This is a genomic window from Pseudomonas citronellolis (genome assembly GCF_029335315.1).
Lineage (GTDB): Bacteria > Pseudomonadota > Gammaproteobacteria > Pseudomonadales > Pseudomonadaceae > Pseudomonas > Pseudomonas citronellolis_A.
Map to the genome: position 1 here is coordinate 1 of NZ_JARJLT010000123.1, position 21172 is coordinate 21172.

The following is a 21172-nucleotide window of genomic DNA, read 5'->3' on the forward strand; positions in this document are numbered from 1 at the left end:
CCGGCCATGCCGGACATCCCGGTGACACGAATGGCGGCGGATATCCGGGCGCGAGGTATTGCCCCCCGTAGCAGCGGGCCACGCCCGCGAATCGCGCGCATGGCGCGCTCCTACGGGGTTGTGTCCTGTTGTCCGTGCGCCTTCGCATCGACCATCCCCACGAACGGGTCCATGCTTGAAGGCAGGAGGAACGCAGCCATGACCCTCAGCGTCTTCGACATGTTCAAGCCCGGCGTCGGCCCTTCCAGCTCGCATACCGTAGGGCCGATGCGTGCCACCCGCGAGTTCGTCGAGGGCCTGCGCGGCGCCGGGAAGCTGGCCCGCGTGGCGCGGGTGGAAGTGAACCTCTACGGTTCGCTCAGCGCCACCGGCAAGGGCCACGCCACCGACCGCGCCTGCCTGATCGGCCTGCTCGGGGTCGACCCGGCGGACGCCGACCCCGCCGCGCTGGCGCCGCTGGTGGACGCCATCTTCGCCGAACACAGCCTGGCCCTGGACGGCGAGCACGTCATCGACTTCAGCCCCGGGCGCGACCTGCTGTTCCACGCCGGCAGCCTGCCCGCCCACCCCAACGGCATGCGCCTGCGCGCCCTCGACGCCGGAGGCCACGCGCTGGCCGAGCGCACCTGCTACTCGGTGGGCGGCGGCTTCGTGGTCGACGAGGCCGACTTCAACACCGAGCGGGCGCTGCCCGACAACCCCATGCCCTACCCCTTCCACAGCGCCGAGGAACTGCTGCGGCTGTGCCACGCCAACGGCTTCCGGCGCATCAGCGAGCTGATGTGGGCCAACGAGCTGAGCCTGCGCGGCGAGGCCGAAATCCACGCCGGCCTCGCGCACATCTGGGCGGAAATGCAGGCCTGCGTGCGGCGCGGCCTGGAAACCGAAGGCACGCTGCCCGGCGGCCTCAAGGTGCGCCGCCGCGCGCCCATGCTCTTCCGCCGGCTCAACGAGGCCGGCAGCGGCAACCTGATCGCCAGCACCCTCGGCGCCATGGACTGGGTGGACCTCTGGGCGCTGGCGGTGAACGAGGAGAACGCCGCCGGCGGCCGCGTGGTCACCGCGCCCACCAACGGCGCCGCCGGCATCGTCCCGGCGGTGCTGCACTACTACGCGCGCTTCCAGCCCGACGTGCAGTCCGACGCCATCGAGCGCTACCTGCTCAGCGCCGCCGCCATCGGCATCCTGTGCAAGCTCAACGCCTCCATCTCCGGCGCCGAGGTCGGCTGCCAGGGCGAGGTCGGCTCGGCCTGCGCCATGGCCGCGGCGGGCCTGGCCGAAGTGCTCGGCGGCAGCCTGGAGCAGGTCGAGAACGCCGCCGAGATCGGCCTGGAACACAACCTCGGGCTGACCTGCGACCCGGTCGCCGGCCTCGTCCAGGTGCCCTGCATCGAGCGCAATGCCATGGCTTCGCTCAAGGCCATCAATGCCGCCCAACTGGCCCTGCGCGGCGACGGCCAGCATCTGGTCAGCCTGGACAAGGCCATCGACACCCTGCGCGACACCGGCCGCGACATGATGGACAAGTACAAGGAGACCTCGCGCGGCGGCCTGGCGGTGAACGTCATCGCCTGTTGAACAACCGTCGGCGGCCGATTGTTCGCGCTTTCGAGACAAGCTGTTGCACGATCGGAAAATATCGTTAGCTTGCTTTCTTTTTCCGTGCCGCCGGGCTAAGTTCGTCCGCGCAACGCCCATCACAAGAATCCGCCGCCACCGCCAAGCCCTTTGACCTCCGCCCGAGCGAAGCGGCGCAACGCCTGCCATGCTCAATGGCGGTTCGCCTTGGCACCGCCGGTAACCCCCACCGTGAAATTCGCCCGACGACTGGAGATTCCATGAACCTGTCGCTGCTCAGCCGTTACGCCTTCTTCGCCGCTTGCGTGCTCTTCACCCTGCTCAGCCTGCCGTTCCTCGGGCATGACTGGGTCTGGCCCTTCACCCTGCTGACCCTGGCCCTGAGCCTGCTCGGGGTCTTCGACCTGATGCAGGAGCCGCACGCGGTGCGGCGCAACTACCCGATCCTGGGCAACATCCGCTACCTGGTCGAAGGCATCCGCCCGGAAATCCGCCAGTACCTGCTCGAAGGCGACCAGGAGGCCCTGCCGTTCTCCCGCGCCCAGCGCGGCCTGGTCTACGCCCGTTCCAAGCAGGAAAGCGCCGACAAGCCGTTCGGCACCCTGATCGACGTCTACCAGGCGGGCTTCGAATTCATCGCCCACTCCATCCGCCCGGCGCCGCTGGCCGACCCCAGCACCTTCCGCGTGCTGGTCGGCGGCCCCGAGTGCAAGCAGCCCTACTCCATCTCGGTGTTCAACATCTCGGCGATGAGCTTCGGCGCGCTGAGCGCCAACGCCATCCGCGCGCTGAACAAGGGCGCGCGCATGGGCAACTTCATCCATGACACCGGCGAAGGCAGCATCAGCCCCTACCACCGCGAATACGGCGGCGACCTGACCTGGGAACTGGGCAGCGGCTACTTCGGCTGCCGCACCGACGAAGGCCGCTTCGACGCCCAGCGCTTCGCCGCCCAGGCCGCCAACCCGCAGGTGAAGATGATCGAGATCAAGCTCAGCCAGGGCGCCAAGCCGGGCCACGGCGGCATCCTGCCCAAGCACAAGGTCACCGCCGAGATCGCCTCCACCCGTGGCGTGCCCATGGGCCAGGACTGCGTGTCACCGTCCAGCCACAGCGAGTTCAGCACGCCGAAGGAGCTGCTCGACTTCATCGTGCGCCTGCGCGAGCTGTCCGGCGGCAAACCGGTGGGCTTCAAGCTGTGCATCGGCCACCCGTGGGAGTTCATGGGCATCGCCAAGGCCATGCACGAGACCGGCATCCTCCCCGACTTCATCGTGGTCGACGGCAAGGAAGGCGGCACCGGCGCGGCGCCGGTGGAGTTCGTCGACCACATGGGCCTGCCGATGCGCGAAGGCCTGCTGTTCGTGCACAACACCCTGGTCGGCCTGAACCTGCGCGACAAGATCCGCATCGGCGCCAGCGGCAAGGTGGTCAGCGCCTTCGACATCGCCAGCGTGCTGGCCATGGGCGCCGACTGGGCCAACTCGGCGCGCGGCTTCATGTTCGCCATCGGCTGCATCCAGTCGCAGAGCTGCCACACCAACAAGTGCCCCACCGGCGTGGCCACCCAGGACCCGCTGCGCCAGCGCGCCCTGGTGGTGCCGGACAAGGCCGAGCGGGTCTACAACTTCCACCGCAACACCCTCAAGGCCCTGGCCGAGATGCTCGCCGCCGCCGGCCTGCGCCACCCCGAGGAAGTCGAGGCCAAGCACCTGGTGCGCCGCGTATCGTCCACCGAAATCCGCCTGTTCGCCCACCTGCACTACTTCCTCAAGCCCGGTGAACTGCTCAGCGGCAACATCGAGGGCGAGTTCTACGAGCGCATGTGGCGCATGGCGCGCAGCGACAGCTTCGAGGCCAACGCCGCCTGAGGCGCCCCCGCCCGGCCGCGACGGCCGGGCTCAGCCCAGGCTGGCGATGGCCTGGGCCACCTGCATGTCGCTCATCGCCGAACCCGGATGCGCGCTGCGATAACAACGCAGCGCCCGCTCCAGCTGCGCGCCGTGGATGGCGCCGCCCGAAGCCACGTAGGCCAGGGCATCGTCGCGGGCCTCGCGGTAGGCCTGCAGCGGCCGGCTGGTGGATTCGCTGAGGGCGGCGGTGCCAACGCTGGTGGCGACGGTGAAGTGGTCGGAGGAATTGCCCTTGCCGTCCATGCCCCAGGCCTGCCCGGCGGCGAGCAGGAGGGCGGCGATCATTGCGCTGCGTAGTGGTTTCATGGCGTCGTCCCTGGCCAGTGGCTTATCCGATGCGTCGTCCGTTTTACCCGAAGATCGATTCGGTGTGAAAGCCGCATGTGCGGGCGCCCGGCCCCACGCATTGTCCTTGTCGCGCCACGGCCCGGAAAGATAGCATTGCGCCACCACCTGCAAGGATGCCCGACGTGCACGGACCGCTACGCCTGCTCATTCCCCTCGCCATCGCGCTCGCCGCGCTGGCGCTGCCGGCCCACGCCGGCAATGCACCCTGCTCCGGCAGCAAGGGTGGCATCGCCCGTTGCGACGGCGACTTCTTCCTCTGCAATGACGGTTCGATCAGCGGATCGAAAAAGAGCTGCTCGGCCCATTTCGGCGCTTCGGGCAGCTCTCGCAGCCAGGCGATTCTCTCGCCGCAACGGTTCAGCGACTCGTCGGGCGGCTGCACCTGTGGCTCCGGCTCGTTCTGCACCGGTCCTCGGGGCGGGGTTTATTGCCTGACGCCGAGCGGGCGCAAGAGCTACGTGCGCAAATGAATGAAGGAGCAGCGGCTTTGCTCCGGCGCGCCTGACGACACACGAAAGTCATCAAGCACGAACGAACAATTGGAATTTTGCATACCTGCAGGAAGCGAACATGAGACTCACACCCGCACTATTAATCTCGACGGCCCTCCTCTCAGCCTGCACCACCGGGAAAGTCAACGAAACGGAGAAGGCAAAGTACGATCCGACCACCACGGCGCGTATCAGGGTATTCGTCAAGCCGGAACAAACCGCGGCGATCAGCGTTGGCGGCCGGTGCGAAGACAAATCGGCCTACAAGGGCTTCGATGTGATCCCGCAGAAAAAGCTGCGGACCATGAGTGTCACCGACCTCTTCAATATCGGCTTCTGGGGACACTACTACGAGAGCATAGGCATGACGCCTTCCTGGCACTCCGGGAACCTGTCGCGCGAGGAAATGTACGGCGAATTCGTGATCCCCGCCGGCCAGCAGACCGCCGTGAACCTGTCTTTCGGCAACCCCATGCATGGCCCCAGTTGCGTGCCGCCAACCCGGGTATTCGTACCAGAGGCGGGCAAGGAATACGAAGCCTACTTCGCTGTGTTTTCCAAGCCGGGAGCGCTGGCGATCAATCTGTGTCGGGTCGTGGTCCAGGAATTGAGCCCCCGGGAGTCCGCGCCTGACGCCGAAGTCAAAGGCGGAGTCTGCGTCTCGACCAACACGACCCCCTCCACGGACTTTACTCACTGGGACCAGGCTCCCAAACCGTGAAGGTCGCCACGCTGTCCCTGATACTCCCCTTTCGCCACTTTTTACCTATAAAATATGGTTTCATATCAATTCAACATCATGGGCAATTGGCGAGGAGTGCTGGGCATGTGGTTCGCAAAGGGCGCAAGGGGATTGGCGGGGGAAGTGAGCGAGCTGTGCCGGCAGTGGCTGGCGGGGAACTGGCGTAGCCCGAGCGACTATGCCGCGCTGAGCCGCCACCAGGACCTCGCCCTCGCCCTGCGCGATATCCAGAGCCACTGGCAGGAAGACCTGGCCAGCCTCAAGCGCGAGATGGCCCAGCGCTCCCCCGTCGACGACAGCCAGGTACTGCAGCTGCAGGCCTCGCTCCGCGAGCGCGATACGCAGCGGGCCGAGTCCGAACAGGCGCTCAAGCGTGCAGAGGAATGGGCCGCCACGCTGGAGGACGAACGCGCGCGCCTGCTGGAGGAAGCGCAGGTCTGGGAGCTGACCAAGCAGACCCTGACCGAAGGCTGCTGGGACCTCAGCGTGGTCGGCGGCGACCCCGACCACCCGGACAACGTGATTCGCTGGTCGGATCAGTTCCGCTCGCTGATCGGCTACAACCGCCAGGAGTTCCCCGACGGCTGGGACAGCTACTTCGCCATCACCCAGCCCGAGGACCAGCAACGGGTCATGCACGCTTTCGGCGAGATGATGGCCGACCCCACCGGGCAGCGCGTCTACGTCGTCGAATACCGCATGCGCCACAAGACCCGTGGTGACCTCTGGTTCCGCGAGCGCGGGCGCTGCCTGCGCGACGCCAACGGCGTGCTGCTGCGGGTGACCGGGGCCACCCGCGAGATCACCGACGAGAAGGCCGCCGAGGCGCTGCGTGAACGCGAGCAGGTGAGCATCCAGAACACCTACGCGGAAATCTCGCAGATGGCCGGGGTGATCAAGGGCATCGCCGAGCAGACCAACCTGCTGGCGCTCAACGCGGCCATCGAGGCGGCGCGGGCCGGCGAACAGGGCCGGGGTTTCGCCGTGGTGGCGGACGAGGTGCGCAACCTGGCCAAGCGCACTCAGGACTCGGTACTGCACATCCAGTCGATGCTCAAGGAACGCGGCCAGGGTTGAGCCGGGCGCGCGTTTTTTCCGCGCGCGGGCTAACCACGCCGGGGTCGTCCGGGGCACACTGGGCGCAACGGGCCGCCCCCCAGGCGGCCGACCACAGCCCGAGGCGAGGACCGAACATGGCGAACCCCACTTACACCCCACCGCGCGTCTGGACCTGGGACAAGAGCAACGGCGGCGCCTTCGCCAGCATCAACCGCCCCGTCGCCGGCGCCACCCACGACCAGCCGCTGCCGCGCGGCAAGCACGCGCTGCAGCTGTACTCGCTGGCCACGCCCAACGGCGTCAAGGTGACCATCCTCCTCGAAGAACTGCTGGAACTCGGCCTGGCCGAGGCGGAGTACGACGCCTGGCCGATCAGCATCGGCCAGGGCGAGCAGTTCGGCAGCGGCTTCGTCGAGGTCAACCCGAACTCGAAGATCCCCGCCCTGCTGGATACCGGCGTCACCCCGGCGCTGCGCCTCTTCGAGTCCGGCTCGATCCTGCTGTACCTCGCCGAGAAGTTCGGGCGCTTCATTCCCACCGACATCGCCGGGCGCACCGAAACCCTGAACTGGCTGTTCTGGCAGGTCGGCAGCGCGCCCTTCCTCGGCGGCGGCTTCGGCCACTTCTACGCCTACGCGCCGGAAAAATTCGAGTACCCGATCGACCGCTACGCCATGGAGGTCAAGCGCCAGCTCGACGTGCTCGACCGCCAGCTGGCGCAGTACCGCTACATCGCCGGCAACGACTACAGCATCGCCGACATGGCGATCTGGCCCTGGTACGGCGCGCTGCTGAACAACCAGGTGTACAACGCCGCGGAATTCCTCGACGTCGAGACCTACACCCATGTCCGCCGCTGGACCGACGAGATCGCCCAGCGCCCCGCGGTGCGCCGTGGCGTGCGGGTCAACCGGACCTGGGGCGAGGAAACCGAGCAGGTGCCCGAGCGCCACTCGGCCAGTGACTTCAAGCGCTGAGGCAAGCCCGCCCGTTCATATAAATGTATGAACGACCCGGCTCGAACGTTAGGAATGGACGATAGGTAAGGCCGCACGCCGGGGCGAGAGTAACGGGAAACAACAACCCCATGGACTCTCGCCATGAAACGCTCCCTCTGGCTCCAGGAAATCGCCGACGAACTCACCCCGAGCGCGCCCCTGCAGGAGCACCTGGTCGTCGACGTCGCCATCGTCGGCGGTGGCTTCGTCGGCCTGTGGACCGCGCTGCGCCTGCTGGAGCTCCAACCGAACTGCCGCATCGCGATTCTCGAACGGGATATCTGCGGCGGCGGCGCGTCCGGGCGCAACGGCGGTTTCGTGATGTCCTGGTGGCCGAAGATCAGTTCGCTGGTGGCGCAGTGCGGCCAGGAGGAAGCGCTGCGCCTGGCGCGGGCCTCGGAGGCGAACATCGCGGAGATCGGCGAGTTCTGCGCCGAGCATGGCATCGACGCGCACTTCCGCCGCGGCGGCTGGCTCTGGACCGCCACCAGCGACGCCCAGCGCGGCTCCTGGAAAGGCGTGCAGCGCACCTGCGAGAAGCTCGGTGCCAAGGTCTTCCGCTCCCTGCCGGACCTCGAAGTGATGCGCCGCGCCGGCTCGCGCGAGCACCTGGAAGGCGTGATCGAGGACAGCAACGCCACGGTCCAGCCCGCCCGCCTCGCCCGTGGCCTGCGCCGGGTGGCGCTGGAGAAGGGCGTGCGGATCTTCGAGAACACCTCGGTGGACGACATCGAGCGCGGCCAGCCGTGCGTGCTACGCACCCCCAACGGCTCGGTCACCGCGCCGCGCGTGGTGCTCGCCACCAACGCCTGGGCGGCGCAGATTCCCGAGCTGAGCCGGGTCGTGCTGCCGGTCACCAGCACCCTGGTGGCGACCAACCCGATCCCCCGCCGCCTGGAGCAGATCGGCTGGACCGGCGGCGAGTCGATCACCGACTCGCAGCTGATGGTGGACTTCTACCGGACCACCCGGGACGGCCGCATCGTCTTCGGCAAGGGCACCGGCATGCTCAACTACGCCAGCCGCATCGACGCCAGCTTCGACGACAACCCGAAGCTGAGCGAGGAAACCGAGCAGGACTTCCGCCGCACCTACCCGGAGCTGGCCGACGAGGCCATCAGCCATACCTGGTGCGGGCCGATCGACCGCACCTACGACAGCATGCCGGTGTTCGGCCACCTCGAAGGCGCGCCGCACATCTTCTACGGCATCGGCTGGAGCGGCAACGGCGTCGGCCCGAGCCGCCTGGGCGGGCGCATCCTTGCCAGCCTGGTGCTCGGCCGCGACGACGAATGGAGCCGCTGCGGCCTGGTCGGGCGCCAGCCCAAGCGCTTCCCGCCGGAGCCGATCCGCTACTTCGGCGGCCTGCTGGTGCGCGGCGCCGTGCAGCGCAAGGAGGCGCGCGAAGCGCAGAACCGCAAGCCGGCCTGGATCGACCTGCGCCTGGCCAAATTCGCCCCCGTGGGCCTGGAAGACAAGAGCGTCTGAGCACGCCAAGGAGAACCGCATGCCCCGCCCGATCCATCTGCCCGATACCAGCCGCTTCGCCCTGCCCGCCAGCGTGCCGGCCAAGGAACCCCTCGGCACGCCCATCGCCGAAGCGGCGACTTACGCCGCCGAGGGCCCGGACGGCCTCAGCACCGGCGTGTGGGAATGCACGCCGGGGCGCTTCCGCCGCCAGGTGATGGCGCGCGAGTTCAGCCACTTCATCAGCGGCCATGGCTTCTTCATCCCAGATGACGGCGAACCGATCGAGCTGCGCGCTGGCGACGCCATCCTGTTCCCGGCGAACTGCCACGGCACCTGGGACATCCGCGAGACCCTGCGCAAGAGTTTCCTGATCATGCCTTGAGGCCGGCGCCAAGGCCGGCTATCCGCGCCGCGCGCAGGGCGATCCAGAGCACGGCGACGTCCTCGGTGGAATCCAGCGAGAGGCCGCTGATCTCCTCGATGCGGCGGATGCGGTAGACCAGGGTCTGGCGGTGCACGTTGAGCCGCTCGGCGGTCTTCTGCCAGGAACGGTTCTGCTCCAGGAACAGCTGCAGCGTGTGCAACAACTGGGCGTTGTGCTCGCCGTCGTAGTCGGCCAGCGCCCCCAGCGCGCGGCGGTAGACCAGCTGCGCCTCCTCCAGGCTCGACGGCAGCCACAGCAACTCGCCGGCGGCGCGCGCGTAGTGGGCGACCGGGTGCTGAGCCGACGCATGGGCCAACGCCAGGCGCGCCTCGCGCAGCGCTTCGCTGGTGCGGCCGGAATGCCCGAGCGGGTTGGACAGCCCGAGCGCGCAGCCGAGCGCCCGCTGCACCGTTTCGGCCGCCTCCGCCGAGGCCAGCAGCAGGATCAGCTCCTCGCCCTGCACCCGCGCCAGCAGCGCCACGCCTTGCAGGTGCAGGCGCTGCAGCCAGCGCTCGGGCGGCTCCGCCGCGCAACGGGCGACGCCGAACACCACTTCGCCCACCGCGTAGCCCATGGCGCCCAGGCGCTCATGCGCGGGGCGCTCGCTGAGGCGCTGTTGCAGCAGGTCGTCGAGCAGCTCCCAGCCCTGCCGCAGCACGCGCTCGTGCTCCACCTGCTGGCGCTCCAGCTCGATGCCCAGCACCGCCGTCACGTGGTGCAACAGGCCATAGTCGAGCAGGCCGCCGCCGCTCGCGAGAATCTTGCAGGCCGGCACCGACGGCAACGACATGACCAGCGCCTCGCCCTCCTCCGAGGCGTGGCGGGTCACCGTGGTCGCGGTGTTGCTGCGCTTGCCGAGCAACGCCCGCCAGTGCCCCGGCAACGGCGCCAGGCCGGCATGCCAGGGCTCCAGCGTGGCGGCGTCGAACAGGTAGAGCTCGGCGCGCACGTCCAGCGCCAGGCGTTGCAGGAGGAACTCCAGGCCGAGGTTGCGCAGGCCCATGCGCGCGCTTTCGTAGATGCGCGTCACCGCGCCGCGACGCTCCTGTTCCTCGCGCTTGCTGGCGTCGATGATCGCCCGGGCCACCGCCGAGAACGGCACCGACTCGTGGATCAGCAACAGCGGGAAGTCCAGGCGCTGCGCGGTGTCGTAGAGCGCGTCGAGCTTCGCCGGCGCGCGCATGTTCTCGCCCAGCATCAGCCCGGCGACGCGGGCGCCGGCGAGGCGTTCGACGTACTCGCGCTGGGCCTCGTCGCCGACCGGGATGCCCAGCCCGGTGGTCATCAGCAGCTCGCCCTCGCCCAGCCACTGCGACGGTTCGGGCAGCTCGCAGACGTGCGCCCAGCGCAGGATGCGCCCGGCATGCCCGGCGCCGCTGACCAGGCGGGTGGACAGCGCGGGGTCGTCGAGGATGTCCTGGATCGAAATCGGCATGGCGTCTCCAACGAACGGGGGTGGCGGGTCGGGCGGAGGATCGCACCGGCCCGGAATCCTGGATTCCGTACAAAGGTATGAACCACAGCGGGGCGATTTGTAAATCCGTCTGATGTCACCCGCCGCGGACGGCGCGGAGACTGGAGACCAGGCCGCGTCCCCCTCACCACGCGCCCGGCCGGTTCTTCACGCCGCCCACCATGCCTCATCGGAGCCCATAACAATGCCAAAGCCCCTGAGCAGTGCCCTCGCCGTTTCCCTCATCGCCCTCTCGACCAGCGCGCTGGCCGACCTCACCGTGGTTTCCCAGGGCGGTGCGAACAAGGACGCCCAGCAGCAAGCCTATTACGCGCCCTATACCGCGCAGACCGGCACGCGGATCATCGCCGACGAGTTCAACGGCGAGATGGCCAAGATCAAGATCCAGGTCGACACCGGCAGCGTGTCCTGGGACGTGGTGGAGCTGGAAATGCCGGAGCTGACCCGCGCCTGCGACGAAGGCCTGCTGGAGGAAGTCGGCGACGACCCGGCCATCGCCGCGATGACCCCGCAACTGATCAAGGGCGCGGTGCACAGCTGCGGCGCGGGGATTTTCGTCTGGTCCACGGTGCTGGCCTACAACGCCGACAAGCTCAAGGTCGCGCCGACCGGCTGGGCCGATTTCTGGGACGTGAAGAAGTACCCGGGCAAGCGCGGCCTGCGCAAGGGCCCGATGTACACCATGGAGTACGCGCTGATGGCCGACGGCGTGGCCAACAAGGACATCTACGCCACGCTCGCCACCAAGGAAGGCCAGGACCGCGCGTTCCGCAAGCTCGACGAGATCAAGCCGTACATCCAGTGGTGGGAGGCCGGCGCGCAGCCGCCGCAGTACCTGATGTCCGGCGACGTGGTGATGAGCGCCGTGTACAACGGGCGCATCTCCGCCGTGCAGAACGAAAGCAACCTGAAGGTGGTGTGGAACGGCGGCATCTACGACATCGAGGCCTTCACCATTCCCAAGGGCGCGAAGAACGCCGCGGAAGGCCGCAAGTTCATCCAGTTCGTGCTGCAGACCCAGCAGCAGAAGGCCTACTCCGACCACATCGCCTACGGCCCGGTGAACCTCGCCGCCGCCGCCGAGCTGACCCCGGCGCAAAGCCAGAACCTGCCCAGCGCACCGCAGAACCTGGAGAAGCAGCTGGCGATGGACGCGGGCTTCTGGGCCGACCACGGCGAGCAGCTGCAGCAACGCTTCAACGCCTGGGCGGCGCGCTGAGCCCCGCGCGAGCGGTTATTCGCCGTCGTCCACCGGCATCGGCGTTCCGGGCAACGGCGGATAACCGCGAACGGTTATTCGCCCTACGCACAGGTCGGCGCGTGCGGAGGTTCAAACCCGTAGGGCGCATAACGCCTGTGGCGTTATCCGCCGTCCGTCCTGAACTCCGGCGCCGCCACGAACCCTGGAAAGTACCCGCTTCGATACCAAGTCGATAACAACTGACGCTCAAAAAACCGCCGCGCCGGCCGTCACTTCGGACGTCCATCCTTACGCGGAAAATTCCCCATGACCAGCATCACCGCCGCCACTACCAGCAGCATGAGCATCCGCTACACCACGACCTCCAGCTCGTCGAGCGCCACTACCTCGACCAGTGACGACAGCATCACCACCGCCGACGCCACGAGCACCTCGCAAACCAGCGCCAGCGGTTCGACCAAGAGCGCCGGCGGCGCGGGTGGTGCCGGTGGCGCGGGCGGGGCCAGCGGCAGCAGCTCCAGCAGCAGCACCGACAGCACCCTGGAAAAGCTCAAGCAGGCCATGGAGCAGGCGCAGAAGGAGCTGCAGGAAGCCGAGCAGCAGCTGGCCAAGGCCAGCCAGGGCGGCGGCAACGACAGCGAAGAGGCGCAGCAGGCCCGCCAGATCCAGCAGCAGGCCGCCCAGGCGCAGGTGTCCAGCGCCTCCGCCGCGGTGGCGGCAGCTACCGCCGCCTACTCCGAGGCGCTGACCGAGTCCGGCAGCAGCACCAGCGGCACCTCGGTCAGCACTACAGCCTGAGCCGTCGCCGGGGACTCGCACCCCGGCGCCATCACTCCCGCGCGGCGGCCACCGCCTCGAAGATCGCGCCTTCGATGCCGAGCACCTCGCCGGTGTCGGAGTAGATGCCCACGCCCTTCTCCCAGACGTCCTTGATGCACCCGTCGGCGCAGCGGATGCGGTAGGCCAGCTCGTAGGGCTCGCGGCGCAGCAGGGCCTGCTGCACCTCGGACCACACGTACTCGGCGTACTCCTCGAGGATCAGTGTGCTGTAGCTGTGCTCGTAGGTGTCGGTGAGGTAGTCCGCCGGGTAGCCGGTGAGTTGCAGGCAGCCGGCGCTGACGAATTCCATGGTCCACTGGCGGTTGTTGCGGCCGCGATAGATCAGCCCCGGCAGGCCGTCGAGCAGGCTGGCGGCGCCGCGTCGGCTGGCTTCCAGGCGCGCGTCGCGCTGGCGCCGGCTGGTGGCGTCGCTGAGCGACAGGTAGACGCCCTCGGCGTCGCCGGCCAGGTGCAGGTCGAACCAGCGCAGGCGCCCGCCCGGGTCGATGAAGCGCAGGCACTGGCGCGCGCCACTCGGCTCGGCGCGGGCCAGTTGCAGCGCCGCCGTCCAGTGGGCCAGGTCTTCCCGGTGCAGGTAGGCGGCCAGCTCGGCGCCGACGCTGCCCTCGCCCATCAGCCCGCGCCAGGCGCGGTTGGCCCGGCGGATGCGGCCGCCGGCGTCCAGGCGCAGCAGCGCCACCGGGTAGCGGTCGTCTTCCGGGGCCGCGGCGCTCATTGCAGGCGCCCGCCACGGTGGACCCAGGCGGCCAGTTCCAGGCGCGAGCCCAGGTTGAACTTGCGCAGCAGGTTCTTCACGTAGATTTTCACCGTGCCGTCGCTGATCCCCAGCTCGCGGGCGATGCGCTTGTTGCTCAGGCCCTCGGCGATCAGCGCCAGGGTCTGCGCCTCGCGCTCGGTGAGGTCGTCGGGCGCCGCTGGGGTGGCCGGCGCCGGCGCGGCGAGCAGCGCCACCAGGCTGTCGTCCAGCTGCACCGAGCCACGGCTGCAGCCGCGCACGTAGGCCAGCAGCGCCTCCGGCTCGGTGTCCTTGAGCAGGTAGCCCTCGGCGCCCAGGCGCAGCGCGGCCACCAGCTCGCCACGGTCGGCCGAGGCGGTCAGCACTATGACCTGGCTGTCGAGTTCCAGCTGGCGCAGCTCGTCGAGCACCTGCAGGCCGCCGAGGCCGGGCATGTGCAGGTCCAGCAGGATCAGCTGCGGGCTCAGCTGGCAGGCCAGGGTGATGCCCTCGCGGCCGCCGGACGCCTGGCCGACCACGGTGAACTCGCCGCTTTCGCCGAACAGCTCGGCGAGGCCGCGGCGGAACAGCGGGTGGTCATCGATCAACAGCAGCGTGGTGTTGTCCATCGGCGCCCTCCTCGCGAGTGCCGCTTACCCCCGGCAGCCGCAGGGCGACCCGCGCGCCCCGTGGCTGGATGCTTTCCACGCGCAGCGCGGCGCCGATGGCCAGGGCCCGCTCGCGCATGATCGACAGGCCGAAATGGCCGCTTTCGCCGCTGGGGCGCAGGCCGATGCCGTCGTCTTCCACGTTCACCCACAGCTCGCCGTCGCGCAGGCGCAGGTCGATGCGCGCGGTGCGCGCGTGGGAATGGCGGACGATGTTGGCCAGCGCCTCGCGGACGATCTGCAACACCTGTAGGGCCTGCTCGTCGTCGAGCAGGTCGTCGGCCAGGCGGTTGTCCAGTTCGAAGACGATGGTGCTGCGCCGGCCAAATTCTTCCACCGAGTCCAGCAGCGACTGGCGCAGGCTGCGGCCGTCGAGGCTGAGGCGGGCGTTGCCGATCAGCTCGCGGACCTGGCGCTGCACGCCTTGCAGGCCATGGCGCAGTTCCTCGAGCAATGGCGCGGCCTGTTGCGGGCGTTGCAGCTGGCCTTGCAGGCGGCTCGCCTGGAACGCCAGGAAGCCCAGCTGCTGCGCCACCGAGTCGTGCAGCTCGCGGGCCAGCAGGGTGTCCTGGCCGTGGCGCTCCAGGCGCTGCCGCGCGCGCTGGCGAGCCACCCCCTGGACGCTCGCGGCGAGCAGCGGCAGCCACTCGCGCAGCGGCGCGCAGGCCTCGGCCGAGCGGCCGTCGATCGCCAGCGCGGCGTGCCCGCCCGGCTCCAGCGGCCACAGTTCGCGCGCCACGCCACGCGCCCGGCACGGCGCGCATTGCGTGGGGCGCAGCGCCGGCAGGTCGCGCAACGGGCAGTCCGCTTCGGCGCAGAAGCTCGCCGGCCGCTGCAAGGGTTCCGGCAGGCCGGCCTCGTCCAGCAGCAGGCAGGGCAGCGCGCGCGGGTGCGCCGCCTCCAGCTCGCCCAACAGGCGCGCCAGCGGCGCCCAGCTGCCCGGCTCGTCGAGCAGGCCGCGCAACAGCTCGGCCTCGGCGCGACGCGGCGCGGCCACGGCGGCGCCCGACACCCAGCGTCGTCGCCATCCGCCCAGCCAGCCCGCCGGCCCTGCGCCCATGCCCCGTTCCTCTTCGACCAGTGCCTGGAGCCAGCAACTTTCATGCCCCGTCGCCCCTCCGGCGGCGCCCTACCCCTTTGGAGATACCCCCTCCTGCGGATTGAGCGGTTATTCGTCTGGGGAAATTATTTTCCTCAACGAGAAACACGAAACGCCACCGCCGCCGAGCACCGCGAAGCGCACCAACACAAGGCCACCTTGGCCCCGGCGCCTCAGGAACGGGCAGCGGCGGCCAGAGCCCAGCGAGGAAACCATGACCGATTCCGCCAGCGCCCCGCCGTTGCCCAGCCTGCCCCGCTACGACGCCCCGCCACGCCTGGCCGGCGGCCAGCCGCTGCTGGTCGCGCAGGTGGCCGACGCCGCCCTCACCAGCGAGCTGGCCGAGCGTCTGGGCGTTGCCGTGCAGACCCTGGAAGTGCTGGACGCCGCCGCCCACCCCGGTCCGGCCGCATTGCAGCGCGCCCTGCTGGAACGCCTGGGCCGCGCCAGCGTCGGCCTGCAGCTGTACCTCAGCGGCGACGAAGCCTTCCTCTGGCCGCTGCACGCCCTGGCACGCAACGCCGGCCTGGCGGCCGACGAAATCCACCTGCTGCGCCACGGCGAAGGCCGCCGCGCGGTGTACTGCGTGCACTGCGCCAGCCTGCAGGCGGGCGGCACCGGCGATGTCCACGACTGCCAGCGCTGCGGCGTGCGCCTGGAAGTACGCCGGCATTTCTCCCGGCGCCTGGGCGCCTACCTGGGGGTCTGCGCCGACGCCGACCGGCCTTACGCGGAGGGTCGCGCATGAGCGCCTTGTTCGATGTGCGGGTGGCCGCGTCGCGCCTGCTCACCCCGGTGATCCGCGAGTTCCGCTTCGAAACCCTCGGCGCCCCGCTGCCGGGCTTCTCCGCCGGCAGCCATGTGCAGCTGTGCCTGCCCAACGGCCTGCGCAACGCCTATTCGCTGCTGGGCGACCCCGGCGTACCCGGCGACTACCGCATCGCCGTGCGCCGCCAGGAAAGCTCACGCGGCGGCTCGCGCTACCTGCACGAACACCTGCAAGTCGGCGACCACCTGCGCCTGAGCGCCCCGGCCAACCTGTTCGCCCTCCACGGCGAGGCGCGCCGGCACATCCTGGTGGCCGGCGGCATCGGCATCACCCCGTTCCTCGCCCACTGCCGCGAACTGCTGCGCCGGGGCGCCGAGTTCGAACTGCACTACGCCTACCGCGCCGGGCTCAGCGACGCCTACCTGGACGAGCTGCGCGCGCTGCTCGGCGCGCGCCTCCACGAATACGACGGCGCGCTCCGCCCACTGGACCTGCAGCAGGTACTGCGCAACCGCCCGCTGGGCAGCCACGTCTACGCCTGCGGCCCGCAGCGCCTGCTGTTGTCGCTGCGCGAGCAGGCCGCGGCGCTGGGCTGGAGCGACGCGCGGGTGCACTGGGAAGCCTTCGCCGCGCCCGAGCCGGGCCAGCCGTTCCGCGTCGAGCTGGCGCGCAGCGGCCGGCAACTGGCGGTGGGCGCCGAGCAGAGCCTGCTCGAAGCCCTCGAAGGCGCCGGCCTGGAGGTGCCCAACCTGTGCCGCGGCGGGGTCTGCGGCCAGTGCCAGACGCGCTACCTCAAGGGCGAAGTGGAACACCGCGACCACTACCTCGATCAGCCGCAACGCGCCGAGCACCTGATGCCCTGCGTGTCGCGCGGCTGCGGCTCGATCCTGCTCGACCTCTAGGAGAACCACGCATGAGCCCGACCCTCAAGCCGGTGGAGCGCTACCGCGAATCCTTCAGCTTCGCCAACAGCCCGGAGGCGATCCGGCGCTTCCCGTTCCCCTTCCCGGAGGACCGGTACCAGTACTCGGTGAACATCGAGCCGGCGGTGCCGCGTGACCCCGGCTCGGTCTTCGAGCACCTGTTCGACATCGACGAGCACTACCGCTCCGAAGTCGCCGAACGCGCCCTGGTACTGGAGCGCGACCCCACGCGCTGCCTGGTGATGCCGCACATGGCCCCCGCCGCCTGGGACACCCTGGAGCTGCTGATGGAGCACCTGGCCTGCGACTACCCGGAATACTTCCAGCTGCGCCGCGACGGCGACCGCTGGGAGTGGCGCAACCTGGCCCTGGGCATCCACCAGCGCTTCACCTACGGCGACGCCAGCACCCTGCCCTGCGAGCCGCTGGAGTACATCACCCGCCAGGTGCAGGGCGACTTCGCGCTGCTCGACCAGCGCGACGCCGACCTGTTCATGGACGCCGGCATGGTCACCGGGCCGGCCGACTGGTCGCTGGCCTTCGACGCCGGCATGAGCTTCAAGCAGTGGCACTCGCCGGTGCCCATGGCGCACCAGATGGGCGTGTTCGAGCGCGCCCTGAAGTACCTGCTGAACCTCCAGGTCGGCCAGCCGGTGCGCCGGCTGAACTGGACCATGACCATCAACCCGCGCCTGGACACCTCGCCCGAGACCTACCACGAGTGGGGCGCCGACCGCGGCACCGTCACCGCGCAGAACGCCGGCACCCTGGTGCACCTGCGCGTCGAGCTGCAGACCATGGTGCGCCTGCCGCGCAGCAACGCGGTGCTGTTCAGCATCCGCACCTACCTGATCGGCATGGCCGAGCTGGCCACCCAACCGCACTGGGCGCAACGCATGCACCGCGTGCTGCGCGACCTACCCGAACCGATCGCCGACTACAAGGGCATCAGCCGCTACCGCGCGGCCCTGCTCGAGTGGCTGCGGCCGTTCGATCCGCACGCCTGAACACCCCCACTACAAGAGGATTCCCCACATGGCCAACTCCTGGCGCATCAGCGCCCTGCGCGAACGACACCTGGCGCTCGGCTCGCAACTCGAAGACTGGAACGGCATGGGCACCGCCTGGACCTACGCCACCGACCTCGCCGACCACCACGAGGCGATCCGCACCCGCGCGGGGCTGATGGACGTGTCCGGGCTGAAGAAGGTCCACTACGTCGGCCCCCACGCGGAGAGCCTGCTGGACTGGGCCACCACCCGCGACATTTCCAAGCTCTACCCGGGCAAGTCGGTGTACGCCTGCATGCTCGACGAGGACGGCAAGTTCGCCGACGACTGCATCGTCTACCGCACCGGCCCCAACGCCTTCATGGTGGTGCACGGCGCAGGCGTCGGCCACGAGATGCTGATCCGCTCGGCCCAGGGCCGGCAGGTCGCGGTGCTGTTCGACGACGACCTGCACGACCTGTCGCTGCAGGGCCCGCGCGCGGTGGACTTCCTCGCCGAACACGTGCCGGGCATTCGCGAGCTGCCGTACTTCCACCATATGCAGGGCAAGCTGTTCGAGCGCCCGGTGATGATCTCGCGCACCGGCTACACCGGCGAGCGCGGCTACGAAATCTTCTGCAAGGCCGCCGACGCCCCGGCGATCTGGGACGGCATCCTGGCCAAGGGCGAAGGCCTGGGCATCATCCCCTGCGCCTTCACCGCCCTGGACTGGCTGCGGGTGGAGAGCTACCTGCTGTTCTACCCCTACGACAACTCGCAGATGTACCCCTTCGCCGACGAGAAGGCCGGCGACAGCCTCTGGGAGCTGGGCCTGGACTTCACCGTGTCGCCCGGCAAGCAGGACTTCCGTGGCGCCGGCGAGCACTACCGGCTCAAGGGCCAGGAGCGCTTCCGCATCTTCGGCGTGCTGCTCGACGGCGAGCAGGCCGCCCAGGCCGGCGACACCCTGTGGCACGCCGGCCAGGAGGTGGGCCTCATCACCTGCGCCATGTACTCGCGGCTGACCGGACGCTCCATTGCCATCGCCCGCATGAGTACCGACTGCGCCGAACAGGGCGTGCCGCTGCAAGTGCGCGGCAGCCTGCAGGTGAACGCCATCGCCCACACCCTGCCCTTCGACGACCCCGAGAAGAAGAAGCGCACCGCCAAGGGCTGAACCGCGCCCGCCCGGTTCGCCGGGCGGCTTTCCACCAGGCCGCGAGACCACCAATGGACACCCACTACATCCTCACCATCGACTGCCCGGCGCGTTCCGGGATAGTCGCCGCCGTCAGCACCTACCTGGCCGGGCGGCAGTGCTACATCAGCGAGCTGTCGCAATTCGACGACGAGATCACCGGGCGCTTCTTCATGCGCGCCGTGTTCCGCTTCGACACCGGCGTGAAGGCCAACGTGCAGGCCCTGCGCGACGGCTTCGAGGACATCGCCGTGCCCTTCGCCATGCACTGGCAGCTGTTCGACGGCGAGCGGCCGCTGCGCGTGCTGCTGATGGTCAGCAAGTTCGACCACTGCCTCACCGACCTGCTCTACCGCCACGCCAAGGGCGAGCTGGACATGCAGATCACCGCCATCGTCTCCAACCACCTCGACCTGCGGCCGATGGCCGAGCGCGAGGGCATTCGCTTCGTCTACCTGCCGGTGACCAAGGACACCAAGGCCCGGCAGGAAGCCGAGCTGCTGAAGATCGTCGCCGAGACCGGCACCGAGCTGGTGGTGCTCGCGCGCTACATGCAGATCCTCTCGGACGACCTGTGCAAACAGCTCTCCGGCAAGGCCATCAACATCCACCACTCGTTCCTGCCCGGCTTCAAGGGCGCCAAGCCTTATCACCAGGCCTACGAGCGCGGCGTGAAGCTGATCGGCGCCACCGCGCACTACGTCACCAGCGACCTCGACGAGGGCCCGATCATCGAGCAGGAAGTGCAGCGCGTGGACCACGCCTACAGCCCCGAGGCGCTGGTCGCCATCGGCCGCGACACCGAGACCGTGGCCCTGTCGCGGGCGCTCAAGTACCACCTCGAACACCGCGTGTTCATCAACCGCGACAAGACCGTGATCTTCCCCTGACCCCCATTCAAAGGAGCACCGGACATGCAGCAACGAGTCGCCATCATCGGCGCCGGCCCCAGCGGCCTGGCGCAACTGCGCGCGTTCCAGTCGGCGAAGGAGCAAGGCGCCGAGATCCCCGAGCTGGTCTGCTTCGAAAAGCAGGCCGACTGGGGCGGCATGTGGAACTACAGCTGGCGCACCGGCCTGGACGAGCACGGCGAGCCGGTGCACGGCAGCATGTACCGCTACCTGTGGTCGAACGGGCCGAAGGAATGCCTGGAGTTCGCCGACTACAGCTTCGACGAGCACTTCGGCCGGCCGATGGGCTCCTACCCGCCGCGCGAAGTGCTCTGGGACTACATCAAGGGCCGCGTGGTGAAGGCCGGCGTGCGCCCCTACATCCGCTTCAACACCACGGTGCGCGGGGTGACCTGGGACGAAGCCAGCGGCACCTTCGAAGTCACCGCCCACAGCTACGACGACGACCGCACCTACAGCGAAACCTTCGACTACGTGGTGGTCGCCAGCGGCCACTTCTCCACCCCCAACGTGCCCTACTTCAAGGGCTTCGAGAGCTTCGCCGGGCGCGTGCTGCACGCCCACGATTTCCGTGACGCCCTGGAGTTCAAGGGCAAGGACGTGCTCATCGTCGGCGGCAGCTACTCGGCCGAGGACATCGGCTCGCAGTGCTTCAAGTACGGCGCGCGTTCCATCACCAGCTGCTACCGCAGCGCGCCCATGGCCTACAAGTGGCCGGAGAACTGGGAGGAGAAACCGCTGCTGACCCACGTCCAGGGCAGCACCGCGTTCTTCGCCGACGGCAGCAGCCGGCACGTCGACGCCATCATCCTGTGCACCGGCTACAAGCATCACTTCCCGTTCCTGCCCGAGGAACTGCGCCTGAAGACCACCAACCGCCTGTGGCCGCTGAACCTCTACAAGGGCGTGTTCTGGGAGCAGAACCCGCGGCTGGTGTACCTGGGCATGCAGGACCAGTGGTACAGCTTCAACATGTTCGACGCCCAGGCCTGGTACGCCCGCGACGTGATCCTCGGGCGCATCGCCCTGCCCGAGCCCGCGGTGATGCGCGCCGAGGACCTGGCCTGGCGCCAGGAAGAGGAAACCCTGGAAACCGCCCAGCAGATGTTCGAGTTCCAGGGCGAGTACATCCGCCAGTTGATCGCCGCCACCGACTACCCGAGCTTCGACATCGCCGCGGTGAACGAAACCTTCCTGCGCTGGAAGAAGGACAAGTACGAAAGCATCATGGGCTACCGCGACAAGTGCCACCGCTCGCTGATCACCGGCACCCTGGCCACGCCGCACCACACGCCCTGGCTGGAGGCGCTGGACGACTCGCTGGAGGCCTACCTCGCCGAGCGCCCTGCGGACCCGCTGCGC

At 69.1% G+C, this 21172-nt stretch carries 20 protein-coding genes and 1 pseudogene; 16 read left to right on the forward strand and 5 right to left on the reverse strand.

Annotated features, from left to right (window positions below; genetic code table 11):
• Positions 1–198: 198 nt before the first annotated feature.
• A complete protein-coding gene (locus P3W75_RS10720) occupies positions 199–1578 on the forward strand; it encodes an L-serine ammonia-lyase (protein WP_276227360.1) in 1380 nt (459 codons plus the stop codon).
• Positions 1579–1838: 260 nt separating this feature from the next.
• Positions 1839–3449 carry an FMN-binding glutamate synthase family protein gene (locus tag P3W75_RS10725; protein WP_276227361.1) on the forward strand — a complete coding sequence of 537 codons (1611 nt, stop codon included), beginning with the start codon at positions 1839–1841 and terminating at the stop codon, positions 3447–3449.
• Positions 3450–3479: 30 nt separating this feature from the next.
• On the opposite strand, the gene P3W75_RS10730 is transcribed toward P3W75_RS10725, so the two are convergent.
• Positions 3480–3797, reverse strand: a complete 318-nt coding sequence (locus tag P3W75_RS10730) for a DUF2388 domain-containing protein (protein ID WP_276227362.1) — start codon at positions 3795–3797, stop codon at positions 3480–3482.
• A 155-nt stretch (positions 3798–3952) separates the two neighbouring features.
• Between P3W75_RS10730 and P3W75_RS10735 the strand changes: the two genes are divergently transcribed.
• The 6 genes and pseudogenes from P3W75_RS10735 (at position 3953) to P3W75_RS10765 (ending at position 8981) form a co-directional block, all read left to right on the forward strand.
• A complete protein-coding gene (locus tag P3W75_RS10735; RefSeq protein WP_276227363.1) occupies positions 3953–4309 on the forward strand; it encodes a hypothetical protein in 357 nt (118 codons plus the stop codon).
• A gap of 100 nt (positions 4310–4409) precedes the next feature.
• Positions 4410–5051: a hypothetical protein gene (locus P3W75_RS10740; RefSeq protein WP_276227364.1), complete on the forward strand. Its 642-nt coding sequence runs from the start codon at positions 4410–4412 to the stop codon at positions 5049–5051.
• Between the two features lie 291 nt (positions 5052–5342).
• Positions 5343–6128: pseudogene (locus P3W75_RS10745) on the forward strand (methyl-accepting chemotaxis protein); the annotation flags it as partial.
• Between the two features lie 137 nt (positions 6129–6265).
• The gene (gene yghU / locus P3W75_RS10755) at positions 6266–7108 is read left to right on the forward strand and encodes a glutathione-dependent disulfide-bond oxidoreductase (RefSeq protein WP_276227365.1); all 843 of its coding nucleotides are present in this window, start codon (positions 6266–6268) and stop codon (positions 7106–7108) included.
• 123 nt (positions 7109–7231) lie between these two features.
• Positions 7232–8617: an NAD(P)/FAD-dependent oxidoreductase gene (locus P3W75_RS10760; protein WP_276227366.1), complete on the forward strand. Its 1386-nt coding sequence runs from the start codon at positions 7232–7234 to the stop codon at positions 8615–8617.
• A gap of 19 nt (positions 8618–8636) precedes the next feature.
• The gene (locus tag P3W75_RS10765; RefSeq protein WP_276227367.1) at positions 8637–8981 is read left to right on the forward strand and encodes a cupin domain-containing protein; all 345 of its coding nucleotides are present in this window, start codon (positions 8637–8639) and stop codon (positions 8979–8981) included.
• On the opposite strand, the gene P3W75_RS10770 is transcribed toward P3W75_RS10765, so the two are convergent.
• A complete protein-coding gene (locus tag P3W75_RS10770) occupies positions 8971–10458 on the reverse strand; it encodes a PucR family transcriptional regulator (protein WP_276227368.1) in 1488 nt (495 codons plus the stop codon). The genes P3W75_RS10765 and P3W75_RS10770 overlap by 11 nt on opposite strands.
• Before the next feature lie 223 nt (positions 10459–10681).
• Here P3W75_RS10770 and P3W75_RS10775 point away from each other — a divergent pair, with 223 nt between their 5' ends.
• Together P3W75_RS10775 and P3W75_RS10780 are read left to right on the forward strand one after the other, a co-directional pair.
• Positions 10682–11716 carry an ABC transporter substrate-binding protein gene (locus P3W75_RS10775; protein ID WP_276227369.1) on the forward strand — a complete coding sequence of 345 codons (1035 nt, stop codon included), beginning with the start codon at positions 10682–10684 and terminating at the stop codon, positions 11714–11716.
• 288 nt (positions 11717–12004) lie between these two features.
• Positions 12005–12496 (forward strand): hypothetical protein, encoded by a 492-nt coding sequence (locus tag P3W75_RS10780; protein WP_276227370.1) that lies wholly within the window; start codon positions 12005–12007, stop codon positions 12494–12496.
• Positions 12497–12527: 31 nt separating this feature from the next.
• Here P3W75_RS10780 and P3W75_RS10785 read toward each other — a convergent pair whose 3' ends face one another.
• Genes P3W75_RS10785 through P3W75_RS10795 form a run of 3 tightly spaced genes read right to left on the reverse strand, consistent with a single transcriptional unit; the run spans position 12528 to position 14981 of the window.
• Positions 12528–13253, reverse strand: coding sequence for a PAS domain-containing protein (locus P3W75_RS10785; RefSeq protein ID WP_276227371.1), 726 nt, complete (start codon positions 13251–13253; stop codon positions 12528–12530).
• Positions 13250–13882, reverse strand: coding sequence for a response regulator (locus P3W75_RS10790; RefSeq protein WP_276227372.1), 633 nt, complete (start codon positions 13880–13882; stop codon positions 13250–13252). The genes P3W75_RS10785 and P3W75_RS10790 overlap by 4 nt, the downstream gene beginning before the upstream one ends.
• The gene (locus tag P3W75_RS10795; protein ID WP_276227373.1) at positions 13851–14981 is read right to left on the reverse strand and encodes a sensor histidine kinase; all 1131 of its coding nucleotides are present in this window, start codon (positions 14979–14981) and stop codon (positions 13851–13853) included. Before P3W75_RS10795 ends, P3W75_RS10790 begins: the two co-directional genes overlap by 32 nt.
• A gap of 253 nt (positions 14982–15234) precedes the next feature.
• Between P3W75_RS10795 and P3W75_RS10800 the strand changes: the two genes are divergently transcribed.
• From P3W75_RS10800 to P3W75_RS10825, 6 genes are all read left to right on the forward strand, one after another.
• Positions 15235–15768 (forward strand): dimethylamine monooxygenase subunit DmmA family protein, encoded by a 534-nt coding sequence (locus P3W75_RS10800; RefSeq protein WP_276227374.1) that lies wholly within the window; start codon positions 15235–15237, stop codon positions 15766–15768.
• Positions 15765–16691 (forward strand): PDR/VanB family oxidoreductase, encoded by a 927-nt coding sequence (locus P3W75_RS10805; protein WP_276227375.1) that lies wholly within the window; start codon positions 15765–15767, stop codon positions 16689–16691. Before P3W75_RS10800 ends, P3W75_RS10805 begins: the two co-directional genes overlap by 4 nt.
• A gap of 11 nt (positions 16692–16702) precedes the next feature.
• The gene (locus P3W75_RS10810; protein ID WP_276227376.1) at positions 16703–17719 is read left to right on the forward strand and encodes a heme-dependent oxidative N-demethylase family protein; all 1017 of its coding nucleotides are present in this window, start codon (positions 16703–16705) and stop codon (positions 17717–17719) included.
• A gap of 28 nt (positions 17720–17747) precedes the next feature.
• The gene (locus P3W75_RS10815) at positions 17748–18878 is read left to right on the forward strand and encodes an aminomethyltransferase family protein (protein WP_276227377.1); all 1131 of its coding nucleotides are present in this window, start codon (positions 17748–17750) and stop codon (positions 18876–18878) included.
• A 53-nt stretch (positions 18879–18931) separates the two neighbouring features.
• Positions 18932–19789: a formyltetrahydrofolate deformylase gene (purU, locus tag P3W75_RS10820; protein WP_276227378.1), complete on the forward strand. Its 858-nt coding sequence runs from the start codon at positions 18932–18934 to the stop codon at positions 19787–19789.
• Positions 19790–19813: 24 nt separating this feature from the next.
• Positions 19814–21172: flavin-containing monooxygenase (locus tag P3W75_RS10825; protein ID WP_276227379.1), on the forward strand; the 1359-nt coding region annotated here is incomplete at its 3' end.

Excerpts from the sequence above, each read along its gene's own strand:
- P3W75_RS10805 (WP_276227375.1), top strand. The coding sequence starts at position 15,765 with ATGAGCGCCTTGTTCGATGTGCGGGTGGCCGCGTCGCGCCTGCTCACC.
- yghU (WP_276227365.1), top strand. The coding sequence starts at position 6,266 with ATGGCGAACCCCACTTACACCCCACCGCGCGTCTGGACCTGGGACAAG.
- purU (WP_276227378.1), top strand. The coding sequence starts at position 18,932 with ATGGACACCCACTACATCCTCACCATCGACTGCCCGGCGCGTTCCGGG.
- P3W75_RS10760 (WP_276227366.1), top strand. The coding sequence starts at position 7,232 with ATGAAACGCTCCCTCTGGCTCCAGGAAATCGCCGACGAACTCACCCCG.
- P3W75_RS10775 (WP_276227369.1), top strand. The coding sequence starts at position 10,682 with ATGCCAAAGCCCCTGAGCAGTGCCCTCGCCGTTTCCCTCATCGCCCTC.
- P3W75_RS10790 (WP_276227372.1), bottom strand. The coding sequence starts at position 13,882 with ATGGACAACACCACGCTGCTGTTGATCGATGACCACCCGCTGTTCCGC.
- P3W75_RS10740 (WP_276227364.1), top strand. The coding sequence starts at position 4,410 with ATGAGACTCACACCCGCACTATTAATCTCGACGGCCCTCCTCTCAGCC.
- P3W75_RS10720 (WP_276227360.1), top strand. The coding sequence starts at position 199 with ATGACCCTCAGCGTCTTCGACATGTTCAAGCCCGGCGTCGGCCCTTCC.
- P3W75_RS10785 (WP_276227371.1), bottom strand. The coding sequence starts at position 13,253 with ATGAGCGCCGCGGCCCCGGAAGACGACCGCTACCCGGTGGCGCTGCTG.
- P3W75_RS10800 (WP_276227374.1), top strand. The coding sequence starts at position 15,235 with ATGACCGATTCCGCCAGCGCCCCGCCGTTGCCCAGCCTGCCCCGCTAC.
- P3W75_RS10795 (WP_276227373.1), bottom strand. The coding sequence starts at position 14,981 with ATGGGCGCAGGGCCGGCGGGCTGGCTGGGCGGATGGCGACGACGCTGG.
- P3W75_RS10765 (WP_276227367.1), top strand. The coding sequence starts at position 8,637 with ATGCCCCGCCCGATCCATCTGCCCGATACCAGCCGCTTCGCCCTGCCC.
- P3W75_RS10735 (WP_276227363.1), top strand. The coding sequence starts at position 3,953 with ATGCCCGACGTGCACGGACCGCTACGCCTGCTCATTCCCCTCGCCATC.
- P3W75_RS10810 (WP_276227376.1), top strand. The coding sequence starts at position 16,703 with ATGAGCCCGACCCTCAAGCCGGTGGAGCGCTACCGCGAATCCTTCAGC.
- P3W75_RS10730 (WP_276227362.1), bottom strand. The coding sequence starts at position 3,797 with ATGAAACCACTACGCAGCGCAATGATCGCCGCCCTCCTGCTCGCCGCC.
- P3W75_RS10815 (WP_276227377.1), top strand. The coding sequence starts at position 17,748 with ATGGCCAACTCCTGGCGCATCAGCGCCCTGCGCGAACGACACCTGGCG.
- P3W75_RS10725 (WP_276227361.1), top strand. The coding sequence starts at position 1,839 with ATGAACCTGTCGCTGCTCAGCCGTTACGCCTTCTTCGCCGCTTGCGTG.
- P3W75_RS10780 (WP_276227370.1), top strand. The coding sequence starts at position 12,005 with ATGACCAGCATCACCGCCGCCACTACCAGCAGCATGAGCATCCGCTAC.
- P3W75_RS10770 (WP_276227368.1), bottom strand. The coding sequence starts at position 10,458 with ATGCCGATTTCGATCCAGGACATCCTCGACGACCCCGCGCTGTCCACC.